The sequence below is a fragment of the Pseudomonas wenzhouensis genome (genome assembly GCF_021029445.1).
In the GTDB taxonomy this organism is placed as follows: domain Bacteria; phylum Pseudomonadota; class Gammaproteobacteria; order Pseudomonadales; family Pseudomonadaceae; genus Aquipseudomonas; species Aquipseudomonas wenzhouensis.
Genome location: NZ_CP072610.1, coordinates 1,100,534 through 1,122,370 on the forward strand (window position 1 = coordinate 1,100,534; position 21,837 = coordinate 1,122,370).

The window sequence follows — 21,837 nt, forward strand, 5'->3', positions numbered from 1 at the left end:
ACGGACGTTGCCTGCTGCAGCTCAGGCGCCATCCATGGCGGTGGCGTCAGGGGTGCAACCCGGGCTCTGTCGGCGGGTGACCTCTACAAGGCGCCGACGATCAGTTGCGCCGCCACGGCGAACATCATCAGCGCAACGCCCAGGTCGATCAGGCGCCAGGTCAGGGGTTTGGCCAGCCAGGGCGCGAGCCAGGCCGCGCCGAGTGCCAGCGTGCTGAACCAGAGAAAGGAGGCGCTGGCGGCACCGGCGGCATAGGCGCCGGGCTCAGGCTGCTGGGCGCCGAGTGAGCCGATCAGCACCACCGTATCCAGATAGACGTGCGGGTTGAGCAGGGTCACGGCCAGCGCGGCGAGCAGCACCGCGCGCAATGAGCGTGGCGCGCTGTCTGCCGCATGCAGGGCTTGCGGGCGTGCTGCACGCAGCAGTGCCTGGCTGCCATACCAGAGCAGAAACGCAGCGCCACCCCAGCGGGCGATGGCCAGCAAGGCCGGGCTTTGCGCCAGCAGGCTGGCCAGGCCGAATACGCCGGCTGCCACCAGCAGTGCATCGCAGACGATACACAGGGCGGCCACCGGCAGGTGATGTTCGCGGCGCAGGCTTTGCGCGAGAACGAACGCATTCTGCGCACCGATGGCCATGATCAGGCCGATGGCCACCAGCAGGCCGTTGCTGTAACTCTGCCACATCCGTCGTATTCCTTGGGTTTGGCGCCGTTGGCGCTGAGTGCTGGCGAGTCTGCCTCGGCTGGATGTATAAGAGAAACCAATATTGCTGATCGCTCATTAGGAAAATCGATTGTTCGACTACAAACTTCTGGCTGCCCTGGTCGCCGTGGTGGAGCAGGCCGGCTTCGAGCGCGCAGCGCAGGTGCTGGGCTTGTCGCAGTCGGCGGTGTCGCAGCGCATCAAGTTGCTCGAGGCGCGGGTTGGCCAGCCGGTGCTGGTGCGCACTACGCCGCCGGCGCCTACCGAGATCGGCCGGCGTCTGCTCAACCATGTGCAGCAGGTGCGCCTGCTCGAGCGCGATCTGCAGGGCCAGGTGCCGGGGCTGGATGAGCAGACCCTGCCCGAGCGTCTGCGTATCGCCATCAACGCTGACAGCCTGGCGACCTGGTGGGCATCGGCAACGGCCGACTTCTGCGCCACCCGGCAGGTACTGATGGAGTTGGTGGTGGAGGATCAGGAGGTCGGTCTCAAGCGCATGCGCGCGGGTGAGGTGGCTGGTTGCGTGTGTGCCGCCGAGCGCCCGGTGGCGGGGGCGCGCAGCCTGGCGCTGGGGGCGATGCGTTATCGCGCGCTGGCCAGCCCGGCTTTTATCGCCCGGCATTTCCCCGCCGGCGTGACGCCAGCGGCGCTGGCGCGTGCGCCGGCCATCGTCTACGGCCCGGATGATCAGTTGCAGCATCGCTACCTGGCCGCGCTCGGTATCACCGGGGCTTTTGCCTATCACCTGTGCCCATCGTCGGAAGGCTTCGTGCGTCTGACCGAAGGTGGTCTCGGCTGGGGGCTGGTGCCTGAGTTGCAGGTGCGCGGGGAGCTGGCCAGCGGCAGGCTGGTGGATCTGCTACCCGAGCGCTGCATCGATGTACCTTTGTACTGGCATCACTGGCGCAATGGCGGTGAGTTGCTGGCCGGGCTGACCGAGCATCTGCGTCGCGCCGCTGGCAGTGCGTTGGTGCAGGCCGGGTGTGATTCGTGAGGACGCGCCCGTCCGGATGGCCAAGGCTTGCTGGGTCGTTGTTCTGGCCAGCGCCGACAACGCAGGGCCGGGGCGGCGCTGCTAAAGTGCGGCCATTACAAGAATCGAATGCAGGGGATGGTGGATGAAGATTCTGGTCACCGGCGCGAGCGGTTTCATTGGCGGGCGTTTTGCCCGTTTCGCCCTCGAACAGGGCCTGGCGGTGCGGGTCAACGGGCGACGTGCCGAGGGTGTGCAGCATCTGGTCAGGCGCGGTGCCGAATTCGTCCAGGGTGATCTCGGCGATGCCGAACTGACTCAGGCGCTGTGCCGGGATGTCGAGGCGGTGGTGCACTGCGCGGGCGCGGTGGGCGTGTGGGGCGACTATGCGCATTTTCATCAGGCCAACGTCACGGTCACCGAGAACGTCGTCGAGGCTTGCCTGAAGCAGAAGGTACGGCGCCTGGTGCAGCTGTCTTCGCCGTCGATCTATTTCGATGGCCAGTCGCATGTCGATATCCGTGAGGAGCAGGTGCCCAAACGCTTCTCCGATCATTACGGCAAGACCAAGTACCTGGCGGAGCAGCAGGTGTTCGCCGCGCAGGAGTTTGGTCTGGAGGTGATCGCCCTGCGCCCGCGTTTCGTCACCGGCGCGGGCGATACCAGTATCTTCCCGCGCTTGATCGGCATGCAGCGCAAGGGCCGCCTGGCGATCATCGGCAATGGCCTGAACAAGGTCGACTTCACCAGCGTGCACAACCTCAACGATGCATTGTTCAGTGCGCTGTTGGCGAGCGGGCCGGCGCTGGGACAGGCATACAACATCAGTAATGGCGCACCGGTGCCGTTGTGGGATGTGGTCAATTACGTGTTGCGCCGGCTGCAACTGCCGCCGGTGACGCGGCATGTTCCGTTGCCGCTGGCCTATGCGGCGGCAACCCTCAACGAAGGTATCTGTCGGGTGCTGCCAGGGCGGCCTGAGCCGAGCCTGTTTCGTCTGGGCGTGGCGGTGATGGCCAGGGATTTCTCTCTGAACATCGACCGTGCCCGCGACTACCTGGACTACGAGCCCAGGGCCAGTCTGTGGGAGGCTCTGGATGAGTTCTGCATCTGGTGGCAGGCGCAGAGGAGCGCTCAGGCGTAGATGCGCTGGCCGCGATAGATGCGTACCGAGCCGCTGGGCTGAGCGACCGGCTGCTCCACGCCAGGCATTGGCATGGCGATGCGCTGCGGCTGATCGGACAGCACGGCCAGGCGCTGACCCAGGCGGCGGGTTTCTTCGTCATCGGCTGTCAGGCTGCCATCGAGCAGGGCGCCGATGGCGTCGGGCTGGCTCAGGCGAATGTCCAGCGCCTGCTCTTCGCGCAGGCGCCGACGCAGGGTTTTCATGCAGTCCAGGATTTCCTTGTTCAGTTCCATCGCGACTTCCCCCGTTGGCGTGAAGGGGTACGGCAGTGGGCCATTCCCCGGCCCCCGTACCCGGCCAGCCATTCCCTGTGGCTGCAACATGTCTGTTCGTGCTTCGGACCGGCACAAGGATCGTGCCGTGCGCTGGCTTGTGAGCGACGCGCAAAGGGCGTGTTCACGACTCGTTAAAAAGCAAAGTGCGTACCAGTTCAACTTTTGCGGAACTGCCGGGCTGCAGGCGAGTCGATGGCCCTGACACGCCCTTCGTCGGTGCGTCGCGCACCCGCCTGGCGCGGCACTGATGCCATGATGGCGAATCGGTATACTGCGCGGCATTTCCGTTTCCCCGTTCCAACCATAGGTCCGACCATGCGTAACGACGCCAATGACGAGCTCGACAATCTGCCCAGCCTGACGCCCGAGCGCCGCGAGGATTTCGCCGAACCGCACGAGGAGCCGGCCCCGCGCAGCAGCCGCGTGACCAGCAGCAAGGCGCCGACGGCCAGAAGTGCCAGTACCGGGCCGCTGTGGGCGCTGGTTGGCGCACTGAGTTTCGCCCTGGCCGGTCTGGGTTGGTGGAGCCTGCAGCAGATCGGGCTGATGGAGCAGCGCCTGGTGGCGACCCAGGAAAGCTTCGCGCGTATCAGCGAGGAGGCCGCAGGGCGCATTCAGGACATTTCCGGCAAGGTGGTGGCGACCGAATCCAGCGTCACCAGTGGCAGCGAGGCGCTCAAGCTGCAGGTCAAACAGCTGGAAACGCGCCTGGCCGAACTGAGCAAGCAACAACAGCAGAGCGCTACCGCACAGGCCGCTCTGGACAAGCGTGTCGAGCAGCTGGGCGCGGAGTTCAAGAGTGGTAGCGCAGCCAGCGCCGATTTCGACAAGCGTTTGCAGGCGCTTGCCAGTGAACAGACAGCGCTGAAATCTGCCCAGGGCGATGCCAAGGCGACGCAGGCCGAGCTGGCCAAGCTCGATACGCGGATCAAGGCGCTGGGCGGCGATATCGAGACGCTGAAGAAACAGGGCGATCCGGCGCAGGCCATCCGCAGCCTGGAGCAGGATCTGCTGGTGCTGCGCAGCGAGCTGGACAATCGCCCGGCCGCCAGTGCCGGCCCGAACACGGCCGAGTTCGATGCCTTCCGCGCGCAGATGACGCGCAACATCAACACCCTGCAGAGCCAGGTGATGAATCTGCAGCAGCAGATCAATCAGCGCTGAATACCACCCGCTCGATACACGAACGCCCCGCATTGCGGGGCGTTCGTGTATGGGCTGCGGCTAAAGCCCCTCGCGCAGCCTATCGCGTGCGCAAGGGGCATGAGCGGCGAGCTTACAGGCGCGGATAGTCGAGGTAGCCGACCGGGCCTGAGCCGTAGAAGGTTTCCGGGTGCGGCTCGTTCAGCGGCGCGTCCTTCTGCAGGCGCTCGGGCAGGTCCGGGTTGGCGATGAAGGGGATGCCGAACGCGATTGCATCGGCCTTGCCTTCGGCCAGCCAGGCATTGGCCTGCTCCTTGGTGAAGCGCTCGTTGGCGATGAACACGCCGCCAAATGCCTGCTTCAGTTGCGGCGACAGGCTGTCGTCACCTTCCTTCTCACGGGCACAGATGAAGGCGATACCACGCTTGCCCAGCTCGCGGGCAACGTAGCCGAAGGTCTCGGCACGGTTGGCGTCGCCCATGTCATGGGCGTCGGCGCGCGGCGCCAGGTGTACGCCAACACGGCCTGCGCCCCACACGGAGATGGCGGCGTCGGTCACTTCCAGCAGCAGACGCGCGCGGTTCTCCAGGCTGCCGCCGTAGTGGTCGGTGCGCTGGTTGGTGCTGCTCTGCAGGAACTGGTCGAGCAGGTAACCGTTGGCACCGTGGATTTCCACACCGTCGAAACCGGCGGCCATGGCGTTCTCGGCGCCCTGACGGTAGGCCTCGACGATGTCGGCGATCTCTTCGGTTTCCAGCGCACGCGGGGTGACGAATTCCTTCATCGGGCGGATCAGGCTGACATGGCCGGCCGGCTTGATCGCGCTCGGCGCCACCGGCAGTTCACCGTTGAGGTAGACCGGATCGGAAATGCGCCCGACGTGCCACAGTTGCAGGACGATCTTGCCGCCGTTGGCATGCACCGCCTGGGTGATGTTGCTCCAGCCGCGAATCTGCTCATCGGACCAGATGCCGGGGGTGTCCGGGTAGCCCACGCCCATCGGCGTGACGGCAGTGGCTTCGCTGATGATCAGGCCAGCCGAGGCGCGCTGTACGTAATACTCGGCCATCAGCGCGTTGGGTACACGGCCTTCGTCGGCACGGCAGCGGGTCAGCGGCGCCATGATGATGCGGTTGTTCAAGTGCAGATCACCGATCTGGATGGGGTCGAACAATGTAGGCATGTGATTTCTCCAGGGGTAGGTTCAAATCAGAGTTGCTGGCCCAGGCGCTCGACGAAGGCCTTGATCAGTTCGTCGTTACGCTTGAAAAAGTGCCACTGGCCAACCTTGCGGCTGGTCACCAGGCCGGCGCGTTGCAGGCTGGTGAGGTGGGCGGAAACGGTGGACTGTGACAGCCCGGTGCGTTGATAGATCTTGCCGGCGCACACGCCGATCTCCAGCGGGTGATCCTGTTCTGCGAAGTGGCGCTCGGGCGCCTTCAGCCAGTCGAGGATGTCGCGGCGTACCGGGTGGGCGAGCGCCTTGATGATGGCGTCGAAGTCGAGGTTCATGTTCGGATCGCTGTGTATCGGCATGGGGCGAACCATATATCGTCTCTGAGCGATATACAGATCGATTGTTCCGATAGTCTCCATCAACCACTTCGATTGTCCGGCTCGCGGCGGTAAGCTCGAGTGATGAACTACCTGGCCCATCTGCATCTCGGCGGCGACACGCCGGCACAACTGCTGGGCAGCCTGTATGGCGATTTCGTCAAGGGGCCGCTCGACGGACGCTGGCCGGCGGATATCGAGGCCGCTATCCGTCTGCACCGGCGCATCGATGCCTTTACCGACAGCCACCCGCTGCAGGCTCAAGCGCGGGCGCGTTTTCCGCAGGCGCGGCGGCGTATGGCCGGCATGTTGCTGGATCTGTTCTTCGACCATTGCCTGGCCCGCGACTGGGCCGCCTATGCCGCGCAGCCGCTGGATCACTTCACTGGCCGGGTCTATCGCGTGCTGACGGCTGAGCCAGAGTTGCCGGGACGCCTGGCGCTGATGGCGCCGCGTATGGCCGCGCAGGACTGGCTTGGCAGCTACCGCGAGTTCGCGGTGCTTGAACAGGTGATTGCCGGCATGCAGAGGCGTCTGTCCAAACCGCACTTGCTCGACGGCAGCCTGATCGAGCTGGAGCAGTTGTACGAGCCGCTCAGCGAGGACTTCCGCGCCTTCTACCCCGAGCTGATGGCCTTCGCCGAGGCCGAGCTGAACGGGATGAAATCGTAGCCCGGATGCAATCCGGGGATGAGCGGTATGCCCGCTACAATCGCCGCTGAAGCGCCTCCCACGGGGGGCTCCGTGGGAGGGGCTTCAGCCGCGACGACATCAATGCGGTGCTTCTCTGACGTTCAGATCGCCTGCGGATGCAGGCGATAGCGCCGTACCAGCCATTTCTCCAGTTCGACCACGACGAACAGCGCCAGGCCCGCCAGCAGCACACGCAGCCATTCTTCCGGCGTCATGCCAACCGAGCCGAATACGTTCTGCAGCGGCGCGGCATAGGTGAAAAGCAGTTGCAGCAGCAGGCAGATGCCGATGGTCAGCAGCACCGCGCGATTACCCAGTAGGCCGTCGCGGCTGAGTACCGAGGCGAACAGGCTGCGGCTGTTGAGCAGGTAGAAGATCTCGCACATCACCACGGCATTGACGGCGATGGTGCGGGCGCTTTCCAGGCTGTTGCCATGCTGCAGCTCCCAGAGGAACAGCGCGATACCGGCACCGGCGATCAGCATCGAAACCATCGCGATGCGCCAGACGAAGTAGGCCGACAGCAAAGGCTCGCCCGGCGCGCGTGGAACGCGGCTCATCAAGCCGTGCTCGCTGGGCTCGAACGCCAGCGCCAGGCCCAGGGTGCTGGAGGTGACCATGTTGATCCACAGCACCTGTGCCGGGGTCAATGGCAGCACCACCTGGAACAGGATGGCGAAGATCACGATCAGCGATTGGCCGCCATTGGTGGGCAGGGCGAAGAGGATGAACTTCTTCAGGTTGTCGTAGATCGCCCGGCCTTCGCGCACGGCGCCGGCGATGGTGGCGAAATTGTCGTCGGCCAGCACCACCGCGGCGGCTTCCTTGGCTGCCTCTGTGCCTTTCAGGCCCATGGCCACGCCGACATCGGCGCGTTTCAGCGCGGGCGCGTCGTTGACCCCGTCGCCGGTCATGGCCACGACTTCGCCGCTGTCCTGCATGCTTTGCACCAGGCGCAGCTTGTGCTCCGGGCTGGCGCGGGCGAACACCTCGACACCGGGCAACACCTCGCGCAAGCGGCGCTCGTCGAGCAGCTCCAGTTCGGCGCCGGTCATCGCCGGCAGACCGACGCCGATGCCCAGTTGTGCGCCGATGGCGCGGGCGGTTTCGGCGTGATCGCCGGTGATCATCTTCACCCGGATGCCGGCGCGCTGGCATTCGGCGACGGCGGCGATGGCCTCGGCACGCGGCGGGTCGATGATGCCGACCAGTGCCAGCAGGGTCAGGCCGCTTTCCACGTCGGCGAAATTCAGCGTGCGTTGTTCGGCCGTCGCTGTCTTGCTGGCCAGTGCCAGCAGGCGCAGGCCGCGCGCGGCCAGGTCGGTGGCCTGGCGGCGCCAGTAGTCGGCATCCAGCGCCTCACTGCTGCCATCGGCGCTGCGCTGGTTGCTGCACATCTCCAGCACGCGCTCGGGAGCGCCCTTGAGATAGATCAAGCCATGGCCGGCGTGGTCATGGTGCAGGGTGGCCATGAAGCGGTGTTCGGACTCGAACGGGATCGCATCGCTGCGCGGCAGTTGCGCGTGCAGGGTCTGACCATCCACACCGCTTTTCAGCGCCAGGGTCAGCAGTGCGCCTTCGGTCGGGTCGCCATGCAGCCGCCAGTGGCCGGCATCATCCTGTTGCAGGCGGGCGTCGTTGCACAACTGCGCGGCGCGGGCGACTTCCAGTAGGGCGGCGTCAGGCTCACGCAGCGCACCATCCTGATGAAAGGCGCCTTCCGGGGCATAGCCCACCCCCGAGACATCGAGGATGCGGCTGGCGCTGACCACACGCTGCACGGTCATTTCGTTGCGGGTCAGGGTGCCGGTCTTGTCCGAGCAGATCACCGTCACCGAACCCAGGGTTTCCACCGCCGGCAGGCGCCGCACGATGGCGTTGTGCCCGGCCATGCGCTGCACGCCGAGGGCCAGGATCACCGTCATGATCGCCGGCAGCCCTTCCGGGATGGCCGAAGCAGTCAGCGCCACCACCATCATGAACATCTCGCCGGGGTTCTGCCCGTGCCAGAGGATGCCGAGGATGAAGGTGGCCAGCGCCAGGATCAGGATGATCACCGCCAGCCAGCGGCTGAACTGTTCGATCTGTCGCAGCAGCGGTGTGGACAGTGCCTGCACCTGTTGCAGCATGGCGCCGATACGGCCGAGTTCAGTGTTGGCACCGGTCGCCACCACCACGCCGCTGGCCTGGCCGCTGCTGACCAGGGTGCCGGAATAGGCCATGCAGCGACGGTCGCCGAGCGCGGCTTCGAGGTTGCAGTGCGCGATGGATTTTTCCACCGGCAGCGATTCACCGGTCAGCGCGGCTTCTTCCACCAGCAGGTTCTTCACGCTGAGCAGGCGCAGGTCGGCTGGCACCTTGTCGCCGGATGCCAGCAGCACCACGTCGCCGGGCACCAGGTATTCGGCATCGATTTCGTGGCGTTCGCCCGCGCGCAGCACCATGGCGCGCGGCGAGAGCATGCTGCGGATGGCGTCCAGTGCATGTTCCGCCTTGCCTTCCTGGATGAAGCCGATGATCACGTTGATCAGCACGGCGGCGAGGATCACCGAAGTATCGACCCAGTGGCCGAGCAGGGCGGCGATCAGGGCGGCCGCCAGCATCAGATAGAGCAGCACGTTATGGAACTGGTAGAGCAGGCGCAGCAATGGCCCCCGGCGTTGTGGCGGCGGCAGGCGATTGGCGCCATGCTGCTGCAGGCGCCGCTGCGCCTCGTCCTGGCTGAGACCGCTGGCGCTGCTGTGCTGCACTTTCAGGGCGTCCTGTGCAGTCAAGGCGTGCCAGGTGTGGTCGGTATATTCTGAGGGGGCATTGCCCATGGGGCGAGTCTCCTGCGGTGTCCGGGCCGTGCTCGCGGGCCTGCGTGCGGCGGGACGGCGAGTGTTGCGGGTTACCCTAAGTGCGCGTTAACGCACAGGAGCTGACCTGCATCAAGGACTGTGGCGTCGGCAGGCGTTTGAATGTAACGCGGTGTTAGGTTCTGTACGAAAGGTGCCTGTGCTTGGTGATGCTTGGTGAAAATGGGGCCGGAATGCTCATCTACAGCTCGTAAACCCGAGTGTGAGCCCAGTCCGGTTCTCATCCGTTTAGCGGGGTCGCCATCGGTATCGCCTGATTTTCGCCCGGCGACTTTTCGTACAGACCCTGGAATGCATGGAGGAAACGAGATGATCAAGATTCTGGTAGCAACCGATCTGTCCGAGCGTTCGGCGCATGCGGTGCAGCGCGCCGTGCAGCTGATTCGTCGCCAGGGTGGTGGTGAATGGGGCCTGTTACATGTGATCGATGACGAGGCGCCTGCTGCTTACGTGCAGCGCCAGGTACAACAAGCCGAGAGCCTGTTGCAGGCGCAGGCCGAGCGCCTCGGCGAGCAGGCCGGCAGTGTGCCGCGGGTGATCGTCGGCACGGGCGAAGCGGCAGCGCTGATCGTCGAGAGTGCGCAGGGTATGGGCGCCGATCTGCTGGTGGTGGGGGCGCATCGCAAGTCGGCACTGCGCGATTTCATCGTCGGCACCACGCTCGAGCGCGTGGTACGCAGCAGCCATCTGCCGGTGCTGCGGGTCAACGGCCCGGTCACTCACGAGTATCGGCATGCGCTGCTGGCGATGGATCTGTCGCGTACCTCGCAGCAGGCACTGAGCCGGGCGCGCGACATGGGCCTGGTGAGTCTGGATGAGCTGCATGTGGCCGCTGCCGTCGAGCCGGTAGCCGCCGGCGCGATCATGGAGCCCGGGATCAGTGCCGAGGTGCTGGAAAACCAGCGCCAACTGCTGCGCCAGCAACTGCAGGAACGCCTGGCGGCGGTCGGCGCGAGCCTGAATGACGAGCGCCTGCTGGTGCAGATCGGCTCGCCGGAAGGGGTGATCGGCGAGGCACTGCGCCAGAGTGGTTCGGATCTGCTGGTGCTTGGCACCCATGCCCGTGAAGGGGTTTCGCGCTTCTTCCTCGGCAGCGTCGCCAGTCGCCTGTTGGCCTCGCTCGACAGCGACGCGTTGATCGTACCGCCGGCTGACTGAGCGGCTACGACCTGTAGCCTGGATGAAATCCAGGGCGCCTTGCCAAAGCCCCCGGATTGCATCCGCGCTACGCGGTGGATCAGGCGGCTTCGGCTTCGGTCGGCAGCGTGACCGGCGTTTCCAGTTGCAGGGCGCTGGCGATCATGGCCTGGCTGTACCGGGCCAGTTCGTTACGGCTGCGTGAGGCGCTGGGAATCGGTGCGAGCAGGCGTATCTCTACCTCGCAGGCCGGTTGCGAGAGCAGGCGCAGCAGGTGCGAGAGCATGTCGTCGTCACCGATAAAGGGCGCCACCGAGCACGGCTGACCCTCGCGCAGGTAGCGGATAGCCACAGGTTGCAGCGCCACACCACTGTCGATGGCGCTGCTCAGCAGGCGACCATGAAAGGTGCGCAGGCCCAGACCGTCGGTGGTGGTGCCTTCGGGGAAGATCAGCAGGTTACGCCCCTGTTGCAGGTGATGGGTGAGCTGCTGGCTGATCTGGCTGCTATCGCCCGAGCCGCGACGGATGAACAGGGTGCCGGCCTTGTGCGTCAGCCAGCCGGCCACTGGCCAGGCGCGTACCTCGGCCTTGGACAGAAAGGACAGCGGTTGCAACGCGCCGAGCAGTGGAATATCCGTCCAGGACACATGGTTGGCGACCCACAGCATCGGCTGCTGCGGCAGCTCGCCTGCGACCCGCACGCGAAACGGCAGGGCGCCGCCCAAGCGGGCCAGGAACCAGCGGGTCAAGCGTTGGCGCAGGGGCATCAGGTCATGCCGCACCACGCGTTCGCAGAGGCTGACGCCAGCCGCCAGCAAGGTGCCGAAGGCGATCACCAGAGCCAGGTGGATAAGGCGCAAAGACAGGCGCAAGCGGGGCATGATCGACTCCAGGTAAAAAAGCCGGCTTCTGTCTACAGGGCCGGCTTGGGCGATGCAAGTGCTGCCTTACACTGCAGCTTTGAAATGTCGGGCATAGCGCGGGCACAGCTCGTCGCGCTTGAGCAGGATGAACACGTCGGCGACCTGGAAATCCTTGTCCCAGCACGGCTCGCCGCAGATCTTCGCACCCAGGCGCATGTAGGCCTTGAGCAGCGGCGGCATCTCGGCGATGACGTTGCCCGGCAGGTCCAGTTGCGGCAGCGGATGCTTGGGCTCGGCGCGCAGGTGCTCGGTGCACAGGTAACGCTCGCGCAGGCGCTGCATGATGGCCTGGGCCTGGATGCCGCCGTCCTGCATGGAGATGCTGGCGCAGCCCATCAGATAGCGGTAGCCACCTTCGTTGAGCACTTCGGCCAGCTCGCCCCAGAGCACGGCGATGGTTGCACCGTTGCGGTAGGCGGCGTCGACGCAGGTACGGCCGATTTCCAGCACTGGGCCTTCCAGCTTGGCCAGGCCGTGCAGGGCAAACTCCTCTTCGCTGTAATAGCGGCCCAGGCCGGCGGCGGCCTGATGGTCGAGCAGACGGGTGGTGGCGACCAACTCGCCGCTGTTCATGTCACGTACGCCGATATGGCGGCAGTGAATGTCGTAGTTGTCCATGTCCAGACCCAATTCGGCGCCGTTGAGCTTGGCGTCGAATTCCGCGCTGAATACGCGGTAGCGCAAGGCTTGCGCTTCACGCAGGGCGGCGGGGCCTTGCAGGCGTTCGGCCTGCAGTCGGCGAGCGATTTGAGTCATGCCAGATCCTCCGTGTGCCGGCTGGATGCTTGCAGCCGGTCGATCTTGTTGGGCAAGCTCAGGCTAGGTAGCGGCGGTGTCATCACCGTGACGCTTTTTTGATGCTTATGTGACGGCGGCCCGGAGGCTGCCGTGAGGAGCGCTGCAATGCCCTGGTCGAGCCTGTTTCAGCCCATCGAGCGCCTGACTGCCGAGGCGGGGCTGGAGGATTGGTACGCGCGTCTGCTGGCGCGCCTGGGCGGCACGCCGCAGCCCTTCGAGCTGGCGCTGGCCGGTGGCCTGCAGGCGGCAACGCCGGGGCTGGCCTTTCTCGCCGGTTACCAGGCCGCGCTGCGCATGCTCTGGCCGGCGGCGCCGTGGACGGCCGGCGCGCTGTGCGTGACGGAAAACCGCAGCACCCGCCCGGCGGACATGAGCACGCGCATCTATGGCTTGTACATCAGCGGGCGCAAGGATTTCGTCACCGCCGCCGACTGTGCCGACTGGTTGCTGGTGGCCGCGCGTGAGGACAGTACCGACGAGCCGCCCCGGCTGGCCCTGGGCGTGGTGCGCCAGGGCGCGCCGGGGGTGCGCATCGAACCCTTGCCGGCACTGCCGCTGATGCCCGATATCGGCCATGCGCGGCTGCATCTGGAGCAGGCACAGAGCGAGCGTCTGGCTGGTGATGGCTGGGACGACTATGTGAAACCCTTCCGCACACTGGAGGACGTGCACGTCCTTGCTGCCGTCGTTGCCTGGCAGTTCGGCGTGGGGCGTGAGTGCGCTTGGCCCGATGCCCTGCTGTTACGTCTGCAGGGGCTGCTGGCCGGTTGCGCCGAGGTCGCGCGGCAGGCGCCCAATGCCGCCACTACTCATCTGCTGTTGGCGGGGCTGTTCGCCGAGCAGCAGGCGCTGGCAGGCGAGTTGCACGCCGCCTTCAGCGCTGGCCCGGCGCACTGGGCTGAACTGTGGCAGCGTGACCAGGGCTTGCTGCGCATTGCCGAGGCAGCGCGCAGCAAGCGCCTGGAGAAGGCGCGGCGGATTGTCGCCGGCTGTTGATCCATATCAGTACCGGCTGGCGGAGGTGCGCATAAGGTTGCCTCGCGATTTATCTACGAGGTTTCCATGCGCCGCGAGCCCATCGTGCTGTTCGATAACGGCAGCCACCAATGCCTGATGTTCGATGACCTGGTCAGCGGCGAGGGCGTGCAATCCAACCAGTTCCTGATCACCGACAACGAACAGTATCTGCTGCTCGACCCGGGCGGTGACCTGACCTATACGCCGCTGTCGCTGGAGCTGTCCAAGCATATTCCGGTGCAGGATCTGACCTACATCTTCGCCTCGCACCAGGATCCGGACATCATTGCCTCGCTGGACAAGTGGCTGCTGCACACCCGCGCGCGGGTGATCTGCTCGAAACTGTGGGCGCGTTTTTTGCCGCACCTGACGGCCAATTACCTGGCGTTGAGCCGTGGCATCAATACCTATGACCGCATCATCGCGCTGCCTGATCGCGGCCAGAGCATCCCGTTGGGCAAATGCACGCTCAAGGCGGTCCCCGCGCACTTTCTGCACTCGGTCGGCAACTTCCAAGTCTATGACCCGGTGAGCAAGATTCTGTTCTCCGGTGACATGGGCGCCTCGCTGGTCGATGACGCCTCGCCGGTGCGTGACTTCGTCAATCACGTGCCCAACATGGAAGGTTTCCATCGTCGCTACATGGCCGGCAACAAGGCCTGTCGCCTGTGGGCGGCGATGGTGCGTGAGATGGATGTGGCGATGATCGTGCCGCAGCACGGCCGGCCCTTCGTTGGCCCGGAGATGATCAGTGCCTTTCTCTACTGGATCGAAAACCTGGAATGCGGGCTCGACCTGATGGGGCCGGAGGATTACCAACTACCCAAATGAAGATGGCAGATGGCCGTTTCGTCGCTTCAAGCGGTCATCATGGCCGTGCTAGGGTGCGCCTCGGTCATTAACTGAGGCCCATCATGCTCACCCCTTCTTTTCGTCGACAGAGCCTGGCGCTCGGTCTCAGCCTGCTCGTCAGCACCGCCCGAGCGGAATACTGGCCGCAGCCCGACTGGCAGAGCCTGCCCCGCGCCGAGAGCGTCGCGCTGGCCGAACTCGAACGGTATACCTTCCCCGCGCGCGACAACGACGAACGCACGGGTGTGCGCACCGATGCCCTGCTGGTGATCCGCGATGGCCAGGTCGTCTACGAACGCTACGCCGAACCGACCACAGCGCAGACCGCGCACCTGACCTGGTCGATGGCCAAGAGCCTGCTCGCCACCCTCCTCGGTGTGGCCTACGGCGAAGGGCGCTTCAAACTCGACGCGCCAGCCGCACAGTACTACCCGGCCATGGCCGAGCACCCGCAGATCAAGATCGGTCACCTGCTCAACTGGGCCTCGGGTCTGGACTGGCAGGAGGATTACGAATACGCGCCGCTGAAGTCCTCGGTGGTGGCTATGCTATACACCCGAGGCCGCGCCGATATGGCTGCCTTCACGGCTGCACATGCGGCCGGCGCTGCACCCGGTACGCGCTTTCGTTACTCCAGTGGCGACAGCAATGTGCTGGCGGCGGCGCTGCGCGGCATGGTCGGCGAGCAGGCCTATGCCGACTATCCCTGGACTGCACTGTTCGAGCCGCTGGGCATCACCAGCGCAACCCTCGAGCGCGATGCCAGTGGCACCTTTATCGCTTCATCCTATGCCTACCTGAGCGCCCGTGACCTGGCCCGTGTCGGCCTGCTGATGCAGCGCGGCGGCCGTTGGCAGCAGCGCCAGTTGCTGCCCGCTGCCTGGGTCGAGTTCGTCTCCACGCCGTTTGCCGGTTACCAGCCGCAGTTGGCCAAACCGGGCGATGCCGTACCCGGCGGGCACTGGTGGCTCAATGTCGAGCTGCCCGGCAGCACGCGGCCCTGGCCGGATGCACCGGCCGACACCATCGCCGCGCTGGGACATTGGGGGCAGGGCCTGTACGTGATGCCGCAGGAGAAGCTGGTGGTGGTGCGCTACGCCGATGACCGTGATAGCAGCTTCCAGCACAACGAATTGCTCAAGCGCGTGCGTGCGGCGTTCGCCGCGGAGGTGCAGCCATGATTCGTCGTCACCCGTTGCTCAGCGTATTGGCGTTACTGCTGATTCTGCTGCTGGCCTGGGCCTGGCCGAACCGTGCGCACCTGGCGGCGTTTCCCGACATCATCGGCGCCTACACGGCCAAGGAATATTGCTCCTGCCGTTATGTCAGCGCTTATCCGGCGAGCTACTGCGAAGGCTATGTGCAGCAGTACGTGCCGATCAGCAGCCTGCTCGATGACGAGAGCGCCAAGCGCGTGACCGCCAGCGGGCTGGGGCGTACTCACAGCGCTGTCTGGCTGGGCGAGCGGCAGGGCTGCCAGTTGTTGCCGAATGACTAAGCCGTAGCCCGGATGAAATCCGGGAGTGCTTTACCACCATGCCCCGGATTTCATCCGGGCTACGAGTAAGGAGGTGCCGGGCTTTGCAACGCTGGCCATGGAGACTATCGTTGCCGCCTGGTCATCCGTTCTTCGAGTTCTCATGCGCCGTTCGCTTCTTGCTCTGCTGCTGGCTGTAGCCTTGCCCGTCCACGCCGACTGGTACCTGGACAACGAGTCCTCGCGGCTGTCGTTCATTTCCACCCACTCCAGCAGTCAGTCGGAGGTGCACCGCTTTCTCACCCTGCACGGGCAGATCGCCGCCGATGGCCGCGCGCGTCTGCGCGTCGACCTGGACTCCGTGAGCACCGGTATCGCGCTGCGTGACGAGCGCCTGCGCGTCATGCTGTTCGACACCGCGCGTTTGCCCGAGGCGCGCATCAGTGCCCAGGTCAACCTGGCGCAATTCACCGACCTGGCGCCCGGTGCCCAACTGGAGCTACGCCTGCCCCTGCAACTGACCCTCAACGAGCGCAGTCGCGAGCTGCACAGCGAGTTGCTGGTCACGCGCCTGGATGACCGGCGCTTTCAGGTGGTGACCCTGGCGCCGCTGGTGCTGCACGCTGAAGACTTCGCCCTGGCCAGCGCTATCGAAGCGCTGCGCAAGCTCGCCGATCTGCCGGCCATCAGCCTGTCGGTGCCGGTGGGCGCCGTGCTGATCTTCACGGCGCGTTGAGCATGCGTGCGCGCGGGCGCATCTTTCCCTGGCGCGGCGGTAATCGCTTCGAACTGCTGCTGGATGGGCAAACCTTCTTCCCGCGCATGCTGGCGAGTATCGATGCTGCCCGGCAACAGGTGGAAGTCGAGCTCTACCTGATCGAGGATGGCCGTTGCAGCGAGCGACTGGCCGATGCCCTGTGCCGAGCCGCCGCGCGTGGCGTGGCTGTGCGCGGCCTGTTCGATGCCTACGGTGCGGCGGGGCTGAGCAGCCTGTTACGCGAGCGTCTGCAGGCTGCCGGCGTGCAGTTGCGTTGGTACAACCCGGTACGTTGGCGGCGCGGTTTGCGCAACTTCCACCGTGATCACCGCAAGCTACTGCTGGTGGACCAGCGCCTGGCGTACGTCGGTGGCACCGGTTCTACCGACGAGTTCTGGCAGCCGGATGAGGCTCGCAGCCCCTGGCATGAGGTCATGGTGGAAATCGAGGGGCCACTGGTCGGCGACTGGCAGCAGTTATTCGAGCAACTCTGGCATACGCGTTTTTTCTGGCGCCCGAATCATCAGCCGATTGCGCTGAACCTGCCTGAGTGTCCGCCTGCCGGTGTGGGGCTGGGGCGTGTGGCCTATGCCGATGCAGCGCAGCATCGCGATATCCTGCTGTCCCTGCTGCGCGCGCTCAAGGGCGCCAGGCAACGCGTATGGCTGGCCACGCCTTACTTTCTGCCCACCTGGAAAATCCGCCGCGCCCTGCGCCGCGCCGCAGCCCGTGGCGTCGAAGTACGCCTGCTGCTGGCCGGGCGCCACACCGACCATCCGCCGGTACGTTTTGCCGGCCAGCGCTACTATCCAAAACTGCTCAGAGCGGGCGTGCGCATCTTCGAATACCAGCCGCGCTTCTTGCACCTGAAAATGGTGCTGGTGGACGACTGGGTCAGTGTCGGCTCCTGCAACTTCGACCACTGGAACCTGCGCTTCAACCTCGATGCCAACGTCGAAGCCCTCGACCCCGCATTCACTCAGGCGGTGGCGAGCAGTTTCATCGAGGATTTCCACTTGAGCCACGAAGTGACCCTGCAGGATTGGCACCAGCGCCCCTTGTGGCGCCGTGCCCAGCAGCGGCTGTGGGGCTGGCTGGATCGCCTGGCGGTGAATGTGCTGGATCGTTGGCGTTGAGACAGGCCCGCTCGGAACGCTGAGCGGGCCTGATGGCCTTTAGCCGAGGAAGTAGAACGCACCACTGATGACGATGCCCGAGTACAGCAGCATGATCAGGCAGTAGCCCATGATGTCGCGTGCGCCGAGGCCAACGATGCCGAGCAGCGGCAGCGCCCAGAACGGCTGGATCATGTTGGTCCAGGCGTCACCCCAGGCAATGGCCATGGCGGTGACGGTCGGCGAAACGCCAAGGGCATGCGCGGCTGGCAGCATGATCGGCCCTTGTACGGCCCACTGGCCACCACCGGACGGCACGAACACGTTGACCACGCCAGCGCTGAGGAAGGCCAGCAGCGGGAAGGTGTCGGCCGACGACCAGGAAATGAACGCTTCGGTGATCTGCCGGCCGAGGGAGATGCCATCAGCGTTGGCGCCCATCATCATGCCCATGATCCCGGCGTAGAAGGGGAACAGCAGGACGATGCCGCCGATGCCGCGTACGCTCTCGTCCACCGCACGCATGTAGCGCTCCGGTGTGCCGTGCATCAGCAGGCCGCTGAACAGGAAGATGGCGATGACCACGTCCAGGCCAAGGACGAAGCCCTTGGTGGCGAAGTGGTTGAACAGGTAGATACCGGCCATGGCCACCAGTGCCAGGCCAAGGATACGGCTGTCGTCCAGGCGCTGTGCCGGAGTTTCACGGGCCGGCAGTTCGGCGCGTGACTCCACCAGCTTGGCGGCGTCGGCCACCTTGGCACCCTGGCGCGGATGCATGGCGCGGTTGAGCAGCGGCAGGCCGATGAACAACAGCACCACGATGGTCATGTTCAGGGTGCTGAACAGGGTCTCGCTGATGCTCACGGGCTCGGTCAGCACGCCTGCAGTGATGCGTGCCAGATCCGGGCCACCGGTGGCCATCGACAGTGGAATCGAGCCGGCCAGACCGCCGTGCCAGACCAGGAAGCCCGAGTAGGCCGAGGCCACCAGCAGCGGGTAGTCGACGCCATCGACCTTGCGTGCCAGGGCGCGGGCGAACACCGCGCCGATCACCAGGCCGAAGCCCCAGTTGACCCAGCAGCCGACCAGTGCCACCAGGGTAACCATGATGATGGCCTGACCCGGTGTGCGCGCCATGCCTGCCAGACGGTCGAGTTGGCGGTTGATGATCGGTGCGCTGGCCAGGGCATGGCCGGTGACGAAAATCAGCGCCATCTGCATGGCAAAACCGAGCAGCGTCCAGAAGCCGCCGCTCCAGTGTTGCACCATGGCCGGTAGCGACTGACCGGTGGAGAGGATGCCGGCTAGCAGTACGCCCAGGGTTAGCAAGGCGGAGAACACGAAGGGTGAGGGCAGGTACTTCTGTACCAGGCTCACGCTCATGCGGGTTAGGGTGTTGAACATGGGGGTGATGCCTCTTTCTTATGGTTGTGTAAGGGCTTTAACCAGGCATTCAGAGTTAGCCACGCCTGGGAATTGCAGTGGATATGACAAAGCTCGGTCGAGACCGATCTGTTTGCGTAGCCCGGATGCAATCCGGGAGATCCATGTCAGGTTTCCCCGGAGTCCATCCGGGCTACGGTGTTATGGGCGGATGTGCCTTATCGATCCACCAAGGCGGTGGATCGATAAGGCGCGATCCACCCTATGGGTCAACGCTCGATGGCCAGTGCCACGCCCTGACCGCCGCCGATGCACAGGGTCGCCAGCCCCTTCTTGGCATCGCGGCGGATCATCTCGTGCAGCAGGCTGACCAGCACACGGCAGCCCGAGGCGCCGATGGGGTGGCCGAGGGCGATGGCGCCGCCGTTGACGTTGACCTTGTCGGCATCCCAGCCCAGCTCCTGGCCGACCGACAGCGCTTGAGCGGCAAAGGCTTCGTTGGCTTCGATCAGATCCAGGTCGGCCAGGCTCCAGCCGGCCTTGTCCAGACAGCGACGGGTGGCGGATACCGGGCCGATGCCCATGATCGCCGGATCGACGCCGGCATTGGCGTAAGCGGCAATCTTCGCCAGTACCGGCAGGCCCAGCGCCTGTGCTTTGGTCGCGCTCATCAGCAGCACAGCGGCGGCACCGTCGTTGAGGCTGGAGGCGTTGCCGGCGGTGACGCTGCCGTCCTTCTTGAACGCCGGCTTCAGCTTGGCCAGCGACTCGGCAGTGGTACCGGCGCGTGGTTGTTCGTCACGGGCGAAGGCGATGGGGTCGCCCTTGCGCTGCGGGATCAGCACCGGGGTGATCTCGGCATCGAAGCGACCGGCCTCGATGGCCGCCACGGCTTTCTGTTGCGAAGCAGCGGCGAAGGCGTCCTGGGCTTCACGGCTGATGCCGTATTTCTCCACCAGATTCTCGGCAGTGATGCCCATGTGGTAGTCGTTGAAGGCGTCCCACAGGCCGTCGACGATCATGCTGTCGAGCATCTGCGCGTGGCCCATGCGCAGGCCGGTGCGGGCTTTCGGCAGCACGTAGGGCGACAGGCTCATGTTCTCCATGCCACCGGCGATCACCACGTCGGCATCGCCGCAGCGGATGGCTTGGGCGGCCAGGTGCAGGGCTTTGAGGCCCGAGCCACAGACCTTGTTCAGGGTCATGGCCGGTACGGCATGCGGCAGGCCGGCGCGGATGGCGGCCTGACGGGCGGGATTCTGGCCGCTGCCTGCAGTGAGTACCTGGCCGAGAATGACTTCATCGACCTGGGCGGCGTCGAGGCCGGTCTGCTCCAGCAGGCGCTTGATGACTATGGCGCCGAGTTCCGGCGCGGGAATATCGGCCAGGCTGCCCTGGAAGCTGCCGATGGCGGTGCGGGTGGCGGCGACGATGACGACGTCTTGCATGGGTAATCCTCTGGGTACGGTAGGACGGAGAGCTTCGCGGATGAATCCGCTCCTACAGGGAGTGCAGCAGATAACACCAAATAAAAACACCCCGCAAAACGCCAGTCGTGGTGGCGCTCTGCAGGGCGGTAGACAACCTAGAACTGCATTTCCGGGACGTGCTCGGGGACGATCAGCTTGCCGGCGGTCTTGGCGACGATTTCCTCGACGCTCACGCCCGGTGCGCGTTCGCGCAGGATGAAGGCGCCGTTCTCGATCTCCAGGTAGGCCAGGTCGGTCAGTACCTTGCGAATGCAACCGCTGCCGGTCAGTGGCAGGCTGCAACGCTCGAGCAGCTTGGATTCGCCGTCCTTGGAGGCGTGGGTCATGGTGACGATGATGTTGTCGGCGCCGGCCACCAGATCCATGGCGCCGCCCATGCCCTTGACCAGCTTGCCGGGGATCATCCACGAGGCGATGTTGCCGTTAACGTCCACCTCGAAGGCGCCGAGCACGGTCAGATCGACATGGCCGCCACGGATCATGGCGAAGGATTGTGCCGAGTCGAAGATCGCTGCGCCCTTGATCGCTGTGACGGTCTGCTTGCCGGCGTTGATCATGTCGGCGTCCACTTCCTCTTCGGTGGGGAAGGCGCCCATGCCGAGCAGGCCGTTCTCCGACTGCAGCATCACCTGCATGCCCTCGGGCACGTAGTTGGCCACCAGGGTGGGGATGCCGATGCCGAGGTTGACGTAGAAGCCGTCCTGCAACTCGCGGGCGACGCGCTGGGCCATTTGTTCACGGGTCAGTGCCATGCTGGTCTCTCCTCAGGCGCGCAGGGTGCGTTTTTCGATGCGTTTCTCGAAGCTGCCGCAGATCAGCCGGTCGACGTAGATGCCGGGGGTGTGAATCTGCGTAGGGTCGAGTTCACCGGGCTCGACGATCTCTTCGACCTCGACCACGGTAATGCGCCCGGCGGCGGCGACCACCGGGTTGAAGTTCTGCGCGGTGTGGCGGTAGACCACGTTGCCGAAGTGGTCGGCCTTCCAGCCCTTGACGATGGCGAAGTCGCCGGTGATGGCCGGCTCGAGGATGTAGTGGCGGCCGTTGATCTCGCGCGCCTCCTTGCCTTCCGCGACCGGGGTGCCATAGCCGGTAGCGGTGAAGAACGCGGGGATGCCGGCGCCGCCAGCGCGCAGCTTCTCGGCCAGGGTGCCTTGCGGGGTGAGTTCGACTTCCAGCTCGCCGGAGAGCAGTTGCTGTTCGAACAGGGCGTTCTCGCCGACGTAAGAGGCGATCATCTTGCGAATCTGCCGGTCTTCCAGCAGCACGCCGAGGCCGAAACCGTCGACCCCGCAGTTGTTGGACACCACGGTCAGATCGCGCACGCCGCGACGGCGGATCTCATTGATCAGGTTCTCGGGGATGCCGCACAGGCCGAAACCACCGGCCAGCACGGTCATGCCGTCCTGCAGGCCGTCCAGGGCTTCTGCGTAGCTGCCGACGCGTTTGTCGAGTCCGCTCATTCGAGGCTGCCTCATTGTTGTTATTGGGATGAGGTCA

The 21,837-nt window shown here is 65.2% G+C and carries 22 protein-coding genes; 11 read left to right on the forward strand and 11 right to left on the reverse strand.

Translation table 11 applies throughout. The features are described 5' to 3' along the window. Positions 1 to 83: 83 nt before the first annotated feature. Positions 84 to 686: a LysE/ArgO family amino acid transporter gene (locus J7655_RS05005; protein ID WP_003459585.1), complete on the reverse strand. Its 603-nt coding sequence runs from the start codon at positions 684 to 686 to the stop codon at positions 84 to 86. Positions 687 to 795: 109 nt separating this feature from the next. Between J7655_RS05005 and J7655_RS05010 the strand changes: the two genes are divergently transcribed. Further along, entirely contained in the window at positions 796 to 1,698 is a 903-nt protein-coding gene (locus J7655_RS05010; protein WP_230926834.1) for a LysR family transcriptional regulator ArgP, read from the forward strand. A 124-nt stretch (positions 1,699 to 1,822) separates the two neighbouring features. Then, positions 1,823 to 2,821 (forward strand): NAD-dependent epimerase/dehydratase family protein, encoded by a 999-nt coding sequence (locus J7655_RS05015; RefSeq protein ID WP_230926835.1) that lies wholly within the window; start codon positions 1,823 to 1,825, stop codon positions 2,819 to 2,821. Here J7655_RS05015 and J7655_RS05020 read toward each other — a convergent pair. Beyond that, the gene (locus J7655_RS05020; protein ID WP_230926836.1) at positions 2,812 to 3,096 is read right to left on the reverse strand and encodes a hypothetical protein; all 285 of its coding nucleotides are present in this window, start codon (positions 3,094 to 3,096) and stop codon (positions 2,812 to 2,814) included. The two genes, J7655_RS05015 and J7655_RS05020, sit on opposite strands and share 10 nt — an antisense overlap. 357 nt (positions 3,097 to 3,453) lie before the next feature. On the opposite strand from J7655_RS05020, the gene J7655_RS05025 reads away from it, so the two are divergent. Further along, positions 3,454 to 4,302 (forward strand): ATPase, encoded by an 849-nt coding sequence (locus J7655_RS05025; protein ID WP_230926837.1) that lies wholly within the window; start codon positions 3,454 to 3,456, stop codon positions 4,300 to 4,302. Positions 4,303 to 4,414: 112 nt separating this feature from the next. Here the strand turns inward: J7655_RS05025 and J7655_RS05030 are convergent, their stop codons facing one another. Then, a complete protein-coding gene (locus tag J7655_RS05030) occupies positions 4,415 to 5,464 on the reverse strand; it encodes an alkene reductase (RefSeq protein ID WP_230926838.1) in 1,050 nt (349 codons plus the stop codon). A 26-nt stretch (positions 5,465 to 5,490) separates the two neighbouring features. Then, positions 5,491 to 5,817, reverse strand: a complete 327-nt coding sequence (locus tag J7655_RS05035) for an ArsR/SmtB family transcription factor (protein ID WP_420850909.1) — start codon at positions 5,815 to 5,817, stop codon at positions 5,491 to 5,493. Positions 5,818 to 5,919: 102 nt separating this feature from the next. On the opposite strand from J7655_RS05035, the gene J7655_RS05040 reads away from it, so the two are divergent. Further along, entirely contained in the window at positions 5,920 to 6,507 is a 588-nt protein-coding gene (locus J7655_RS05040) for an acyl carrier protein phosphodiesterase (RefSeq protein ID WP_230926839.1), read from the forward strand. 122 nt (positions 6,508 to 6,629) lie between these two features. Here J7655_RS05040 and J7655_RS05045 read toward each other — a convergent pair whose 3' ends face one another. After that, complete coding sequence (locus J7655_RS05045; protein ID WP_230926840.1) at positions 6,630 to 9,347, reverse strand: cation-transporting P-type ATPase; 2,718 nt, start codon at positions 9,345 to 9,347, stop codon at positions 6,630 to 6,632. A gap of 348 nt (positions 9,348 to 9,695) precedes the next feature. Between J7655_RS05045 and J7655_RS05050 the strand changes: the two genes are divergently transcribed. Beyond that, positions 9,696 to 10,544, forward strand: coding sequence for a universal stress protein (locus tag J7655_RS05050; RefSeq protein WP_230926841.1), 849 nt, complete (start codon positions 9,696 to 9,698; stop codon positions 10,542 to 10,544). 79 nt (positions 10,545 to 10,623) lie between these two features. On the opposite strand, the gene J7655_RS05055 is transcribed toward J7655_RS05050, so the two are convergent. Both J7655_RS05055 and olsB read right to left on the reverse strand, forming a co-directional pair. Then, positions 10,624 to 11,406 (reverse strand): lysophospholipid acyltransferase family protein, encoded by a 783-nt coding sequence (locus J7655_RS05055; protein WP_230926842.1) that lies wholly within the window; start codon positions 11,404 to 11,406, stop codon positions 10,624 to 10,626. A 66-nt stretch (positions 11,407 to 11,472) separates the two neighbouring features. Next, positions 11,473 to 12,204 carry an L-ornithine N(alpha)-acyltransferase gene (gene olsB, locus J7655_RS05060; protein ID WP_230926843.1) on the reverse strand — a complete coding sequence of 244 codons (732 nt, stop codon included), beginning with the start codon at positions 12,202 to 12,204 and terminating at the stop codon, positions 11,473 to 11,475. A gap of 147 nt (positions 12,205 to 12,351) precedes the next feature. Between olsB and J7655_RS05065 the strand changes: the two genes are divergently transcribed. The 6 genes from J7655_RS05065 to J7655_RS05090 all read left to right on the forward strand — a co-directional run bounded on the left by J7655_RS05065 (position 12,352) and on the right by J7655_RS05090 (position 17,485). Next, on the forward strand, positions 12,352 to 13,242 hold the full coding sequence (locus tag J7655_RS05065; RefSeq protein WP_230926844.1) for an acyl-CoA dehydrogenase family protein: 891 nt from the start codon (positions 12,352 to 12,354) through the stop codon (positions 13,240 to 13,242). Positions 13,243 to 13,308: 66 nt separating this feature from the next. Then, positions 13,309 to 14,094 carry an oxygen-binding di-iron domain-containing protein gene (locus J7655_RS05070; protein WP_147812161.1) on the forward strand — a complete coding sequence of 262 codons (786 nt, stop codon included), beginning with the start codon at positions 13,309 to 13,311 and terminating at the stop codon, positions 14,092 to 14,094. Between the two features lie 83 nt (positions 14,095 to 14,177). Further along, on the forward strand, positions 14,178 to 15,296 hold the full coding sequence (locus J7655_RS05075) for a serine hydrolase domain-containing protein (RefSeq protein ID WP_230926845.1): 1,119 nt from the start codon (positions 14,178 to 14,180) through the stop codon (positions 15,294 to 15,296). Then, entirely contained in the window at positions 15,293 to 15,613 is a 321-nt protein-coding gene (locus J7655_RS05080) for an amidase (RefSeq protein WP_230926846.1), read from the forward strand. Before J7655_RS05075 ends, J7655_RS05080 begins: the two co-directional genes overlap by 4 nt. A 142-nt stretch (positions 15,614 to 15,755) precedes the next feature. Continuing rightward, positions 15,756 to 16,328, forward strand: coding sequence for a YceI family protein (locus J7655_RS05085; protein ID WP_230926847.1), 573 nt, complete (start codon positions 15,756 to 15,758; stop codon positions 16,326 to 16,328). A 2-nt stretch (positions 16,329 to 16,330) separates the two neighbouring features. Next, the gene (locus tag J7655_RS05090; protein ID WP_230926848.1) at positions 16,331 to 17,485 is read left to right on the forward strand and encodes a phospholipase D-like domain-containing protein; all 1,155 of its coding nucleotides are present in this window, start codon (positions 16,331 to 16,333) and stop codon (positions 17,483 to 17,485) included. A gap of 39 nt (positions 17,486 to 17,524) precedes the next feature. Here the strand turns inward: J7655_RS05090 and J7655_RS05095 are convergent, their stop codons facing one another. The 4 genes from J7655_RS05095 to J7655_RS05110 all read right to left on the reverse strand — a co-directional run bounded on the left by J7655_RS05095 (position 17,525) and on the right by J7655_RS05110 (position 21,800). Continuing rightward, a complete protein-coding gene (locus J7655_RS05095) occupies positions 17,525 to 18,868 on the reverse strand; it encodes a short-chain fatty acid transporter (protein WP_230926849.1) in 1,344 nt (447 codons plus the stop codon). 248 nt (positions 18,869 to 19,116) lie between these two features. Continuing rightward, positions 19,117 to 20,295: an acetyl-CoA C-acetyltransferase gene (locus J7655_RS05100; RefSeq protein WP_230926850.1), complete on the reverse strand. Its 1,179-nt coding sequence runs from the start codon at positions 20,293 to 20,295 to the stop codon at positions 19,117 to 19,119. Between the two features lie 137 nt (positions 20,296 to 20,432). Beyond that, positions 20,433 to 21,089, reverse strand: coding sequence for a CoA transferase subunit B (locus J7655_RS05105; protein WP_230926851.1), 657 nt, complete (start codon positions 21,087 to 21,089; stop codon positions 20,433 to 20,435). 12 nt (positions 21,090 to 21,101) lie between these two features. Next, entirely contained in the window at positions 21,102 to 21,800 is a 699-nt protein-coding gene (locus J7655_RS05110) for a CoA transferase subunit A (RefSeq protein WP_230926852.1), read from the reverse strand. Positions 21,801 to 21,837: the final 37 nt, after the last annotated feature.